This window comes from Microbacterium xylanilyticum (assembly GCF_054654695.1).
Genome location: NZ_BAAIEN010000002.1, coordinates 2,682,648 through 2,695,247 on the forward strand (window position 1 = coordinate 2,682,648; position 12,600 = coordinate 2,695,247).

Sequence of the window (12,600 nt, forward strand, 5' to 3'; positions counted from 1 at the left end):
CGATGCCGATCGGGCGAATCTCCGACGTTAACCGTTATTCACTGGTGACCTGACACCGGGTCTCAGATCCGCTGGAACGCCGGAGCGCCCCGGGAGAGCTCCCCCGGGGCGCCTCATCGGCTGCGGATCCTGCCGTGCCTACAGCGCGAACGCCTCCACCGGCGGGCAGGCGCACACGAGGTTGCGGTCGCCGTACGCGTTGTCGATCCGGCGCACCGGCGGCCAGTACTTGCCCGCGATGAGGGCGCGCACCGGATAGGCCGCCTTCTCGCGGGTGTAGGCGTGCTGCCACTCCCCCTCGATGAGCGACGCGGCGGTGTGCGGGGCGTGCACGAGCGGGTTGTCGTCGGCCGGCCAGACGCCGGCGGCCACCTCGTCGGCCTCCGCCTTGATCTGGATCATGGCCTCCACGAAGCGCTCCAGCTCACCGAGGTCCTCCGACTCCGTCGGCTCCACCATGAGCGTGCCCGCGACCGGGAACGACATGGTGGGCGCGTGGAAGCCGTAGTCGATGAGGCGCTTGGCGACATCGTCGACCGTGATGCCGGTCGCCTCCTTGAGCGGGCGCAGGTCGAGGATGCACTCGTGAGCGACCCGGCCCTGCTCGCCGGTGTACAGCACCGGGTAGTGCTCGCCGAGGCGCGCCGCGACGTAGTTCGCCGCCAGGACGGCGGCTGCCGTGGCGTCGCGCAGGCCGTCCGCGCCCATCATCCGGACGTACGCCCAGGAGATCGGCAGGACGCCGGCGGATCCGTAGGGGGCGGCCGAGACCGGTCCGCCCTCGAACACGTACCCGCCCGCGTGCGCGGCACGCTGCGCCTGCGGGTGCCCGGGCAGGTACGGCGCGAGGTGCGCCTTCGCCGCCACCGGGCCGACGCCGGGGCCGCCGCCGCCGTGCGGGATGGCGAACGTCTTGTGCAGGTTGAGGTGCGAGACGTCGCCACCGAGATCGCCGAACCGGGAGTAGCCGAGCAGGGCGTTCAGGTTCGCGCCGTCGATGTACACCTGGCCGCCGGCGGCGTGCACGGCCGCCGTGATGTCGAGCACGTCGTGCTCGTACACCCCGTGCGTCGACGGGTAGGTGATCATGAGCGCCGCGATCTCGTCGGCGTGCTGAGCGATCTTCGCCCGCAGGTCGTCGAGGTCGACGTTGCCCAGCTCGTCCGTGGCCACCACGACCACCTTCATGCCCGCGAGCACCGCGCTGGCGGCGTTGGTGCCGTGCGCGGACGACGGGATCAGGCACACCGTGCGGTGGTCGTCGCCGTTGGCGAGGTGGTAGCCGCGGATCGCGAGCAGGCCCGCGAGCTCGCCCTGCGATCCGGCGTTCGGCTGCAGCGACACCGCGTCGTAGCCGGTCACATCGGCGAGCCACGCCTCGAGCTGGTCGATCAGCTCGAGGGATCCCTGCACGTCGGCCTCGGGGGCGAACGGGTGCAGCTGCGCGAACTCGGGCCAGGTGATCGCCGCCATCTCGGTCGCCGCGTTGAGCTTCATCGTGCAGGATCCGAGCGGGATCATGCCGCGGTCGAGCGCGTAGTCGCGGTCGGCGAGGCTCTTCAGGTACCGCATCATGGCGGTCTCAGAGCGGTGCGCGTGGAACACGGGGTGCGTGAGGAACTCGTCCTGACGGGCGAGGGCCGCGGGCACGCTCGTGACCGGGATGTAGGCGAAGGAGCCCTCCCCCGCGCCGAACACCGTGGCCACGGCGAGGATGTCCTCGTACGTCGTGGTCTCGTCGGTCGCGATGCTGACGGTGTCCGCATCGACCGGGTTCAGCAGGATCCCGGCGGCGTGCGCGTCGGCCACGATCGCGTCGGCGCGCCCCGGCACCCGAACCGTGATGGTGTCGAAGTAGTCCGCGTGCACGATCTCGGCACCGGCCTTCTCGAGCTGCGTGGCCAGGAAGCGCGCCTTCGAGGCGACGCCCGTGGCGATCTCCCTCAGGCCTTCCGGCCCGTGGTAGACCGCGTACATCGACGCCATCACGGCGAGCAGCACCTGGGCGGTGCAGATGTTCGACGTGGCCTTCTCGCGGCGGATGTGCTGCTCGCGCGTCTGCAGCGCGAGGCGGTAGGCCGGGTGGCCGTCCGCGTCCTGCGAGACGCCGACCAGGCGGCCCGGCAGCTGCCGCTCCAGCCCGCTGCGCACCGCCATGTAGCCCGCGTGCGGACCGCCGAAGCCCATCGGCACGCCGAAACGCTGCGTGGTGCCCACGGCGACGTCGGCGCCGAGCGAGCCCGGCGAGGCGATGAGGGTGAGCGCGAGCAGGTCGGCGGCGACGACCGCGAGGCCGCCGGCGAGGTGCGCGGCGTCGATGACCGCGGACGGATCCCAGATCCGCCCGGACGCACCCGGGTACTGCACGAACACGCCGAACAGCTCCTCGGGAAGGGTCTCACCGCCGGCGAGGTCGCGCTCGAGCAGCTCGATGCCGACGGCGTCGGCCCGCGTCGCGAGCAGCGCCTTGGTCTGCGGCAGCGCATCCGCGTCGACCACGAAGACGTTCGATCCGGACTTGGATCCGCGGCGCGCGAGCAGCATGCCCTCGGCCACCGCGGAGGACTCGTCGAGCATGGACGCGTTGGCGGTGTCCAGGCCGGTCAGCTCCGAGACCATGGTCTGGAAGTTGATCAGCGCCTCGAGCCGGCCCTGCGAGATCTCCGGCTGGTACGGGGTGTAGGCGGTGTACCAGGACGGGTTCTCCAGCACGTTGCGCTGGATCACGCTCGGGGTGATGGTGCCGTAGTAGCCCAGGCCGATCATCGGCCGGTTCACGGTGTTGCGGTCGGCCAGAGCGCGCAGCTCGGCGAGGGCCTCGGCTTCGCTCGCCGCGGCCGGCAGCACGCTGACGCGGTCGGCGGCGGAGCGGATCGACGCGGGGACGGCCTCGCGCATCAGTGCGTCGACGGGACGCTCGTCGGCAGCGGAGGCGATGCCGATCGCGTCGAGCATCGTGCGCTGGGCGTCGGCGGTGGTGCCGATGTGGCGGTCGAGGAACGCAGTCACTCTCACTTCTCCGTGTGCGCGACGTAGGCGTCGCGGTCGAGGAGGCCGTCCGTGGCGCCCTCGCCGACCTCGACCCGGATGAGCCAGCCGTCTTCGAACGGCGAGGAGTTCAGCAGAGCCGGGTCGTCGACCACGGCGTCGTTGACCGCGGTGACCGTGCCGTCGACGGGAGCGTAGAGCTCGGAGACCGACTTGGTCGACTCGGCCTCGCCGAAGACGTCGCCGCGGCTCAGCGTGGTGCCGACGGCGGGCAGCTCGACGAAGACGATGTCGCCGAGGGCGTCAGCGGCGAAGTCGGTGATCCCGACGGTGGCGGTGGCGCCGTCCACGGCGACCCACTCGTGCTCTTCGCTGTAACGCAGGGTGTTCAGATCGGTCATTTCTTCCTCCGGTAGAAAGGCAGGGCGGTGACGGTGGCGGGGATCTTCGTGCCGCGCACGTCGAGGAACAGGGGGACGGAGCCGTCGGCGACGGCGGGGTCGACGAAAGCCATGGCGATGGGGTGGCCGAGCGTGGGGCTGAGGGCGCCGCTGGTGATCTCGCCGACCGCCGCACCGTCCTCGGTGACGACCGGGTAGCCGGCACGACCGGCCCGGCGCCCCTCTGCGGTGAGCCCGACGAGCACGCGCGCACCCTCGGCGGGGGTCACGCCGTCCTTGCCGACGAAGCTCTCCTTGTCGGCGACCACGACCCGGCCGAGGCCCGCCTGCGCGGGCCTGGTCTCGAGGTTCAGCTCGTGGCCGTACAGCGGCATGCCCGCCTCGAGGCGCAGCGTGTCGCGGGCGGCCAGGCCGGCGGGAACCAGCCCGTGTGCGGCACCGGCGGCGAGGACCTCGTCCCACAGCGCCGTTGCGTCGGCGGCGTCGACGAGGAGCTCGAAGCCGTCCTCGCCGGTGTAGCCGGTGCGGGCGAGCAGCAGCGGCTTGCCTCGGTAGCTCGCCGAGGCCCACGCGTAGTACTTCTGCTCCGCCCAGGGGATGGAGACGTCAGCGATGCCGGCGGTCGCCGCGAGGATCGCCTCGGCGTTCGGCCCCTGCACGGCGATGAGCGCGTACGAGTCGGAGACGTCGATGACCGCGACGTCGCGGCCGGCGATCCGTGCCTGCAGCGCCTCGCGGACCGCATCCCGGTTGCCGGCGTTGCTGATGATGAGGAAGTCGTCTTCGCCGAGGCGGTAGACGATCACGTCGTCGATGATGCCGCCGTCCTCGGCGAGCAGCAGGGAGTACTTCGCCTTGCCGACCGGCAGCGCGGACAGGCGGCCGGCGAGCGCGTAGTCGAGGTAGTCAGCCGCGCCCACGCCCTTGATCGTGAACTCGGCCATGTGCGAGATGTCGAAGATGCCCGCGGCCTGACGCACTGCGTGGTGCTCGGCCAGGTCGGACGTGTAGCGGACCGGCATCTGCCAGCCGCCGAAGTCGGTGAACGAAGCCCCGAGCGCCTCGTGGCGCTCTCGGAGGGGCGTGTAGCGGGCGTCTGTCATGGAGCTCTCCCGTGCGGATCGGTGAGGATCCGTGCGGCGCGCGGATCCGAGAACTCCCCCTCTGTCATGAGCCTGAGAGCTTCGCCTGCGCGCGTGCGCGAGGGCTTTCACCGTCGGCGGATCCCGAGTCGTCTCACTCGGAATCGCTTTTCAGAGCGGCCGGATCTGCGCGGTGCGGTTACCTGAGAGATTGGCGGGGAGGCTTGCTCCTTCGGTGTCCGGCTGCGATCACCGGACTCTCCCGCGCGGACCATGCGGCCACGTGTTCAGTTTTCCTGCGCCATCCTACCGTGCGCGGCCCTCTTCGCGCGGCCGTGTTCCCGGGCGTACGCGGCGGGAACACCAGGGTCACCAGCACGACCGAGATGATCATGAGCAGGAACCAGCTGGACACCTTCGACAGCGACACCGGCTGCCAGCCGCCGACCTGATCCGGGTACAGCCAGGCACCGCTCGCGGTGCCGATGTTCTCGGCCAGCCAGATGAACACCGCGACCCCGGCGAACGGCAGCAGCAGCGGGATCCGCAGCGTGCGCCGCCACACCCGCGCGTGCATGACGGTGGGCAGCCAGAGCGCGACCACGAGGGCCGTGAGCACCCAGCGCGCGTCCCAGATCCAGTGGTGCGTGAAGAAGTTCGCATAGATCATCACGGCGAGTACGACGGTGGCCCAGCGCGGCGGATAGCGCAGGAAGGTCAGGTCGAACAGGCGGTGCACGCGCACCATGTACGAGCCGACCGCGGCGTACATGAAGCCGCTGAACAGCGGGACGGCCCCGATCCTCAGGAAGCCGTCCGCTTCGTAGGCCCAGGATCCGATGTCCGTCTTGAACAGCTCCATCGCCGTCCCCGTCACGTGGAACAGCATGATCACCCAGAGCTCGCGGCCGGACTCCAGGCGCGTGGCGAGCATCACCACCTGGATGAGGACCGCGATCAGCGTGAGCAGATCGTTGCGGGTGAGGGCGAGATCGCCCGGGTAGAGGGTGCGCACGAGCACGATCGCCACCAGCAGCGCCGCACCGAACGCGCACGCCCAGGCCTGCTTGGCGAGGAAGACCGCGGCCTCCACGCGAAGGCCCCGCACCCCGGTGGAGGGAGCGCTCGCGAGGATCCGGCGAGCGCGCGCGTCGACCCGCGCTTCGAGCCGCGTCGGCTGCTGCATGGCCCGACGCTAGCGGCCGCCGCTGCCGCCCGGCTGGGAGTGCGCCGTAATGAGGTGGAGTTCGTGTCACCATGACTATAAGATGACGATCGGAGGTTAGAGTCAGCATGACCAGAAGCACCATCCCCGAGGACGGGATCCGCGTCGCGGTGTCGACCGTGATCCTGACCCTGCGCCGCGACGGCGGCCAGGCGCCTCGGCTCGCGCTGCCTCTCGTGCGCCGCACCCGCGACCCGCACGAAGGCGCCTGGGCCCTGCCCGGCGGCTGGCTCGATGCACAGGAGAGCCTGGCGGTGGCAGCGGCACGCACCCTCGCCGAGACCACGGGCCTGGCGCCGAGCTATCTGGAGCAGCTGTACGCCTTCGGCGCGGTGGACCGCTCGCCGAGCCGCGTGATCTCGGTGGTCTACTGGGCGCTCGTGCGCGAGGAGGAGGCCACCCGCGCGGTCGGCTCCGACCCCGAGAACGTGGCCTGGTTCGATGCGCAGGATCTGCCCCCGCTCGCCTTCGACCACGCGGACATCATCGAGTACGCGCTGTGGCGACTGCGCAACAAGGCCGGCTACAGCCGCGTCGCCCAGGGCTTCCTCCCGCCGGAGTTCACCCTGGCCGACCTGCGCGAGGCGTACGAGACCATCCTCGGCCGCCGGCTCGATCCCGCGAACTTCCGCCGGCAGGTGGACGCGACACGGACCCTCATCCCCACCAACGCGTTCCGGACGGGCAGCCATCGGCCCGCCCGGCTCTACCGCGACGCCGGCGACGCCGAACTCGCGGAGCGCGGGCCGCTCTCCCCCGAGGAGATCAGCACCGCGGACCCGACCCGATCCCTCCCCCACCCGACCCTCACCGAGACGAGCCCGTCATGACCCTCATCGATCCCTCCGTCGACCATGCGCTGCGCCTGATCGTCACCGGCGCCTCCACGGAGTCCACCTGCACGACGGACCTCGCTGCAGGTCCGTGGAACTTCGACGCGATCCCCGGCTACGGACCGGGTTCCTCCATGGGAGACGTGATCCCGACCGGCGCCCCGCGTCAGGGCGAGCTGCCCGCGGCATATCGCGAGGCCGACGAGGCGGAGCTGCACGAGCGGATCCGCGCCGCCAAGGCGGCCCTCGGCGAGCGCGTCGTCGTACTCGGCCACTTCTACCAGCGTGAGGAGGTCGTGCAGCACGCGGACTACGTGGGCGACTCGTTCCAGCTCGCGACGGCCGCGAAGGAGCATCCGGATGCAGAGGCCATCGTGTTCTGCGGCGTGCACTTCATGGCGGAGACCGCGGATCTGCTCTCCGGCGCCGACCAGGCCGTGATCCTGCCGAACCTCGCGGCCGGCTGCTCGATGGCGGACATGGCCGACATCGACCAGGTCGAGGAGTGCTGGGAGCAGCTCGCCGAAGTGTACGGGCCGCTCGACGTGGCGGATGAGGACGGCCTCGTCCCGGTGGTCCCGGTGACGTACATGAACTCGTCCGCCGCGATCAAGGGTTTCGTGGGCCGGCACGGCGGGATCGTGTGCACCTCGTCGAATGCGCGCACGGTGCTCGAGTGGGCGTTCGCCCGCGGTCGGCGGGTGCTCTTCTTCCCCGACCAGCACCTGGGGCGCAACACCGCCAAGGCGATGGGCGTGCCCCTGGAGCAGATGCCGATGTGGAACCCGCGCCGCCCGCTGGGCGGCTCCTCCGCCACGGAGCTGCAGGAGGCACGCGTCGTCCTGTGGCACGGGTTCTGCTCGGTGCACCGCCGCTTCACGGTCGCCCAGATCGAGCAGGCCCGCGCAGAGCACCCCGGCGTGCGCGTGATCGTGCACCCGGAGTGCCCGATGGAGGTCGTGGACGCGGCCGACGCCGCCGGATCCACCGACTACATCCGCAAGGCCATCGCCGCCGCCACGGAGCCCACGACCTTCGCCGTCGGCACCGAGATCAACCTCGTCCGCCGGCTCGCCGCGCAGTACCCGCAGCACGAGATCTTCTGCCTGGATCCGGTGGTCTGCCCGTGCTCGACGATGTACCGGATCCACCCGGGTTACCTGGCCTGGGTGCTCGAGGAGCTCGTCGCGGGCCGCACCCCGAACCGCATCACGGTGCCGGCCGACGTCGCGGACCCCGCACGGATCGCCCTGGAGCGGATGCTCGCCGCGAAGCCCCCGGTGGCGGTCCCCGAGCCCGTCGAAGGGGCCTGATGAGCGCCCGCGGCGGGCTCAGCGTGCTGGTGATCGGCGGCGGGATCGCCGGTCTCACGGCTGCGCTGCATGCCCACGAGGCCGGCCACCGCGTCGAGGTGGCCGTCAAGGACGCGCTCGGCGACGGCGCGACCGCGCTCGCCCAGGGCGGGATCGCGGGCGCGTACGGGGCGGGCGACTCCCCCGCCGCGCATGCCGAGGACACCCTCACCGCGGGCGCGGGCCTCTCCGACCCCGCCGCCGTGGAGGTGCTCGTCGGCGACGCGGCCGGGCGCATCGCCGAGCTCGTCGCGCGCGGCGTGCCCTTCGACCGCAACGCGGCAGGGGAGCTGCGGCTCGGGCTCGAGGCGGCGCACTCGGCGGCGCGCATCGCGCACGCAGGCGGCGACGCCACCGGGGCTGCGATCTCCGCGGCCCTGTGCACGCGCGTGCGGGAGGCAGGGATCCCCGTCCGCGAGCACGCGGTGCTCGTCGACCTCGTGGTCTCGGGCCGAGCCGTGCGCGGCGCACGGATCCTCGTGGGCGGGCGCATCGACGAGGTCCCGGCAGACGCGGTGATCCTCGCGACGGGCGGCGCCGGGCAGCTGTTCCAGCACACGACCGCTCCCGCGGTCTGCACAGGCGACGGGATCGCCGCGGTGCTGCGCGCCGGAGCCGCCGTCGCGGATCTGGAGTTCGTGCAGTTCCACCCGACGATCCTGGCCTCGGATGGGCCGGCGTTCCTGATCTCCGAGGCCGTGCGCGGTGAGGGCGCGATCCTCATCGACGACGAGGGCCGCCGGTTCGCGTTCGACGCGCACCCGGACGGCGAGCTCGCGCCGCGCGACGTCGTGGCCCGGGCCATCGTGCGCCGCGCCGCCGCGCAGGGCGGGCCGGTGCGCCTGGATGCCACAGCGCTCGGCGCCGGCCGGCTGGCCGCGCGCTTCCCGACGATCGACCGGGTGACCCGCGAGCGCGGCTTCGACTGGGCGCGCGAGCCGATCCCGGTGACCCCGGCTGCGCACTACCTCATGGGCGGCGTCGTCACCGACACCGCAGGGCGCACCACCCTGCCCGGCCTGTTCGCCGTCGGCGAGTGCGCTCGCACCGGTGTGCACGGCGCGAACCGCCTGGCGTCGAACTCGCTGCTCGAGGGCGCCGTGTTCGGTGCCAGGGCCGCCGCAGCGCTCGGGAAGCCCTGGCCGACCCTTGACGGGCAGATCCTGCAGTCGGTCCCTGAGCCTCACCCGGTCCCTGAGCTGGTCGAAGGGGCTTCGCCGCATCACTTCGACAAGCTCAGTGACCGGAGGACCCCCGGTCCGTTCTCCCGTCCCGCGCTGCAGGAGCTCATGTGGGACCACGTCGGCCCGCTGCGCACGGCCGAAGGGCTCACCGAGGCCCTCACCACGATCCGCGGGTGGCACGCCTCCGCCGCACCGACGAGGACCGGCGTGGAAGACCGCAACCTGCTGCTCATCGCGGAGGCGATGACCGCGGCCGCCCTCGCCCGACCGGTCTCGGTCGGCGCCCACCACCTCGAACCCTCCCCTGCCCTGATCGGAGCCCGATGATCACCCCCGCCGTCCTGAACCGCGTCGTCGGCGCCGCCCTCGAGGAGGACGCCCCCTGGGGCGACCTGACCAGCACCGCGCTGCTGCCCGCCGATGCCGCGGCGACCGCCGATCTCGTCGCGCGGGAGCCGGGCGTGCTGGCCGGCGGCGACGTGTTCGCGACGGCTTTCCGGCTCACGGATCCGGCGACCGTCGTCGACCTGCACTTCGCCGACGGCGACGCCTTCGAGGCCGGCGACGTGCTCGCGACCGTCACAGGGGCCGCGCGGAGCGTGCTGACCGCCGAGCGGGTGGCGCTGAACTTCACCCAGCGCCTCAGCGGCATCGCGACGCTCACCGCCGCGTACGTCGCCGCGGTCGACGGCGCGGGGCCGGACGGGAAGCAGGTGCGGATCGCCGACACCCGCAAGACCACTCCGGGGCTGCGCGCCTTCGAAAGGCACGCTGTGGTCGCCGGCGGCGGGCGCAACCACCGTTTCTCGCTCTCGGACGCCGTGATGGCCAAGGACAACCACCTCGCCGTCCTGACGCGCGGGGACCGCGACGTCGCGACGGCGCTGCGTGAGGCCATCGCGACGCTGCCGCACACCGCGCACGTCGTGGTGGAGGTCGACCGGCTCGACCAGATCCCCGCGGTCCTGGAGGGCGGAGCAGACACGGTGCTCCTGGACAACTTCTCCCTGGACGACCTGCGCACGGGCGTCGCCCTCATCGGTGGCCGTGCCACCGCGGAGGCGTCGGGCGGGGTGAACCTCGACACCGTGCGCGCTATCGCCGGCACCGGGGTCGACGTCATCTCGGTGGGGGCCCTCACGCACTCCGCACGTGCCCTCGACCTCGGGCTCGACGTCCGGATCGACGGGCCATGACCGCTCCCCTGTACCTCGACCACGCAGCGACCTCGCCCTTGCGCGGAGAGGTGCTCGAGGCGATGGCGCCGTTCCTCACCCGGGACTTCGGCAACCCGTCCAGCCACCACACGGTCGGCGAATCCGCGGCCGCCGCGCTGGAGGATGCCCGGGCCCGCGTCGCGCGCGTGCTCGGCATGCGCACCGGAGACATCGTGTTCACCGCCGGCGGCACCGAGGCGAACAACCTCGCCGTCAAGGGGATCGTGCTCGCGGCGCTCGCGGGGGCCGCGCGGCCGGGCGCCGCGACGGTGGACGGGCGGCCGTCTGAGACCGACCATGCGCGGACGCACATCATCACGACCCCGATCGAGCACGAGTCGATCCTCGAATCGGTGCACTACCTCGAGCGCTTCCACGGCGTCGCCTCGACGTTCATCGACGTGGACGGCGCCGGGCGGGTGGATCCCGCCGCGGTGGCCGCCGCGATCCGCCCCGGCACGGCCCTGATCTCGGTCGGGCACGCCAACAACGAGATCGGCACGATCCAGGACGTCGCGGGGATCGTCGCCGCCGCGGCGCCGGCGCGCGTGCCCGCGCACATCGACGCCGTGCAGTCCGCGGGGTGGCTCCCCCTGGCCGGCCTCGGCGCCGACGCGATCACGATCGCCGGGCACAAGCTCGGCGCCCCCAAGGGCATCGGCGCCCTCGCCGTGCGCGGGCGGGTGCCCCTCGAGCCGCTCGTGCACGGCGGCGGGCAGGAACGCGGTCGGCGGTCCGGCACCGAGAACGTCGCCGGCGCCGTGGCGCTGGCGACCGCGCTGGAGCTCGCCGAGACAGAGCGCGAGGAGGTCGCCGCCCGGGTCGGCGCCGAATCCGCGCGCTTCATCGCCGGGGTGCTGGCCGCGGTGCCGTCCGCGCGGCTCACCGGCGACCCGGTGCGACGGCTGCCGGGCACGGCGAGCTTCGTGTTCCCCGAGGTCTCCGGCGAGTCCGTGCTGCTGGAGCTGGAGCGCCGCGGGGTCGTCTCGTCCAGCGGATCGGCGTGCGCCGCCGGCAGCGACGAGCCCTCGCACGTGCTTCTCGCCTGCGGCCTCCCGCCCGCGATCGCCCAGACCTCCGTGCGGTTCACGCTCGGTCGCGCGGGGCTCGCGGGCGACACTCCGGAGCGGCTGGCGGCCCTCGTCGCCGACGCGGTGGCGGCGGTGCGCGCGTAGCGGAGACGACGCCATGGCGGCGGTGCGCGCGTAGCGGAGCACTTCTCCTGCCGTCGGAAATCGGCGGAGGGACCGCGTGTCGCGACAGGATCCGCCCGGATCCGCTCCCGACGCGCCGACATCCCTCGGGGCTTTCCGACACGGGCCCCCGCCCTCGTACCCGTCCTCCGCTCCTAGACTGGCGAGGTGCCCGCCCCGCTCGTGACCGTGATCGTGCCCGGTCGCGACATCGCCGCCTTCGCCCCCGCCGCCCTCGACTCGCTGCGCGCGCAGACGCTGCCCTCCTGGCGGGCGATCCTCGTCGACGACGGATCCGTCGACGACACCGGGCGGATCTTCGACGCCGCGGCGAGCGCGGATCCTCGCTTCACGGTCCTGCGGCACACTGAGGCCCGCGGTCTCGGCGGTGCCCGCAACGCCGCGCTCGAGCTCGTCGACACCGAGTATCTCGGCTTCCTCGACGGCGACGACGAACTCACACCGACGGCACTGGAGCGGATGACCGGAACGATCGCGGCGACGGGCAGCGACTTCGTGGCGGGCGCCTACGTGCGCTCCCGCTGGGACGGCCACCGCTACGTGCCCGGGCGGGTGCAGCCATGGGTCGCGGCGGCGACGGATCCCGAGCGACTCGGCACCACGATCTTCGCGCACCCGGCCGCTTCCGCGAACATCGTGGCCTGGTCGAAGCTGAGCCGCACGGCGTTCTGGGCGGGGCTGCGCTTCCCCGAGGAGGTCGCGTACGAGGACCAGATCGTGGCACAGCGGATGTACACGACCGCGCGCGCCTTCGACGTGATCCCCGACGTGGTCGTGCAGTGGCGGCTCCGCGCCGACGGCTCGTCGATCACCCAGGGCAAGGACCGCCTGCCGGTGCTGCGCGACTACCTGGCCGCGCTGCGTGGCGGGATCGCCGTGCTGCACGAGGCGGGCGCGCACGCCGCGGTGACCGCTAGGCTCGAGCTCATCCTCGCGATGGACCTGCCGCCGCTCCAGGAGATCGCCGGCACCCACCCCGACCCCGCCTATCCTGCGGCGGTCCGGGCGTTCCTGGACGATCTCGAGGCACTCCCCGAGTTCGCGGACGCCCGTGTCGATCCCGCACTCGCCGCCGCGCTGCGCTGGTAGCCGGGCCCAGCTCCG

At 72.6% G+C, this 12,600-nt stretch carries 10 protein-coding genes, 1 pseudogene and 2 riboswitches; of the genes and pseudogenes, 7 read left to right on the forward strand and 4 right to left on the reverse strand.

Going from position 1 to position 12,600, the window contains the following annotated elements:
• Nucleotides 1-138: 138 nt before the first annotated feature.
• The 3 genes from gcvP to gcvT are packed head-to-tail and all read right to left on the reverse strand — an operon-like array spanning nt 139 to nt 4,492.
• A complete protein-coding gene (gene gcvP, locus ACYQ1L_RS13500; protein WP_460005825.1) occupies nt 139-2,955 on the reverse strand; it encodes an aminomethyl-transferring glycine dehydrogenase in 2,817 nt (938 codons plus the stop codon).
• Between the two features lie 56 nt (nt 2,956-3,011).
• Nucleotides 3,012-3,389, reverse strand: coding sequence for a glycine cleavage system protein GcvH (gcvH, locus tag ACYQ1L_RS13505; protein ID WP_460004602.1), 378 nt, complete (start codon nt 3,387-3,389; stop codon nt 3,012-3,014).
• Complete coding sequence (gene gcvT, locus ACYQ1L_RS13510) at nt 3,386-4,492, reverse strand: glycine cleavage system aminomethyltransferase GcvT (RefSeq protein ID WP_460004603.1); 1,107 nt, start codon at nt 4,490-4,492, stop codon at nt 3,386-3,388. The genes gcvH and gcvT overlap by 4 nt, the downstream gene beginning before the upstream one ends.
• 54 nt (nt 4,493-4,546) lie before the next feature.
• Nucleotides 4,547-4,651: riboswitch (glycine riboswitch) on the reverse strand.
• 1 nt (nt 4,652) lies between these two features.
• Nucleotides 4,653-4,746, reverse strand: a riboswitch (glycine riboswitch).
• 36 nt (nt 4,747-4,782) lie between these two features.
• On the opposite strand from gcvT, the gene ACYQ1L_RS13515 reads away from it, so the two are divergent.
• Nucleotides 4,783-4,923, forward strand: coding sequence for a hypothetical protein (locus tag ACYQ1L_RS13515; protein WP_460004604.1), 141 nt, complete (start codon nt 4,783-4,785; stop codon nt 4,921-4,923).
• Here ACYQ1L_RS13515 and ACYQ1L_RS13520 read toward each other — a convergent pair.
• Nucleotides 4,911-5,657, reverse strand: a pseudogene (locus ACYQ1L_RS13520) (DUF817 domain-containing protein); the annotation flags it as partial. The gene ACYQ1L_RS13515 and the pseudogene ACYQ1L_RS13520 sit on opposite strands and share 13 nt — an antisense overlap.
• A 107-nt stretch (nt 5,658-5,764) precedes the next feature.
• Between ACYQ1L_RS13520 and ACYQ1L_RS13525 the strand changes: the two are divergent.
• The 6 genes from ACYQ1L_RS13525 (at nt 5,765) to ACYQ1L_RS13550 (ending at nt 12,585) form a co-directional block, all read left to right on the forward strand.
• Complete coding sequence (locus tag ACYQ1L_RS13525) at nt 5,765-6,526, forward strand: NUDIX hydrolase (protein WP_460004605.1); 762 nt, start codon at nt 5,765-5,767, stop codon at nt 6,524-6,526.
• Nucleotides 6,523-7,842: a quinolinate synthase NadA gene (nadA, locus tag ACYQ1L_RS13530; RefSeq protein ID WP_460004606.1), complete on the forward strand. Its 1,320-nt coding sequence runs from the start codon at nt 6,523-6,525 to the stop codon at nt 7,840-7,842. The genes ACYQ1L_RS13525 and nadA overlap by 4 nt, the downstream gene beginning before the upstream one ends.
• Nucleotides 7,842-9,392: an L-aspartate oxidase gene (nadB, locus tag ACYQ1L_RS13535; RefSeq protein WP_460004607.1), complete on the forward strand. Its 1,551-nt coding sequence runs from the start codon at nt 7,842-7,844 to the stop codon at nt 9,390-9,392. Before nadA ends, nadB begins: the two co-directional genes overlap by 1 nt.
• Nucleotides 9,389-10,261, forward strand: a complete 873-nt coding sequence (nadC, locus tag ACYQ1L_RS13540) for a carboxylating nicotinate-nucleotide diphosphorylase (RefSeq protein WP_460004608.1) — start codon at nt 9,389-9,391, stop codon at nt 10,259-10,261. The genes nadB and nadC overlap by 4 nt, the downstream gene beginning before the upstream one ends.
• Nucleotides 10,258-11,457 carry a cysteine desulfurase family protein gene (locus tag ACYQ1L_RS13545; RefSeq protein ID WP_460004609.1) on the forward strand — a complete coding sequence of 400 codons (1,200 nt, stop codon included), beginning with the start codon at nt 10,258-10,260 and terminating at the stop codon, nt 11,455-11,457. The genes nadC and ACYQ1L_RS13545 overlap by 4 nt, the downstream gene beginning before the upstream one ends.
• Nucleotides 11,458-11,643: 186 nt before the next feature.
• A complete protein-coding gene (locus tag ACYQ1L_RS13550) occupies nt 11,644-12,585 on the forward strand; it encodes a glycosyltransferase family 2 protein (RefSeq protein WP_460004610.1) in 942 nt (313 codons plus the stop codon).
• The last annotated feature ends 15 nt before the right edge of the window (nt 12,586-12,600 follow it).

Coding starts and splice junctions, on each gene's coding strand:
- gcvP (WP_460005825.1), bottom strand. CDS start 2,955: ATGCTCGACGCGATCGGCATCGCCTCCGCTGCCGACGAGCGTCCCGTC.
- gcvH (WP_460004602.1), bottom strand. CDS start 3,389: ATGACCGATCTGAACACCCTGCGTTACAGCGAAGAGCACGAGTGGGTC.
- gcvT (WP_460004603.1), bottom strand. CDS start 4,492: ATGACAGACGCCCGCTACACGCCCCTCCGAGAGCGCCACGAGGCGCTC.
- ACYQ1L_RS13525 (WP_460004605.1), top strand. CDS start 5,765: ATGACCAGAAGCACCATCCCCGAGGACGGGATCCGCGTCGCGGTGTCG.
- nadA (WP_460004606.1), top strand. CDS start 6,523: ATGACCCTCATCGATCCCTCCGTCGACCATGCGCTGCGCCTGATCGTC.
- nadB (WP_460004607.1), top strand. CDS start 7,842: ATGAGCGCCCGCGGCGGGCTCAGCGTGCTGGTGATCGGCGGCGGGATC.
- nadC (WP_460004608.1), top strand. CDS start 9,389: ATGATCACCCCCGCCGTCCTGAACCGCGTCGTCGGCGCCGCCCTCGAG.
- ACYQ1L_RS13545 (WP_460004609.1), top strand. CDS start 10,258: ATGACCGCTCCCCTGTACCTCGACCACGCAGCGACCTCGCCCTTGCGC.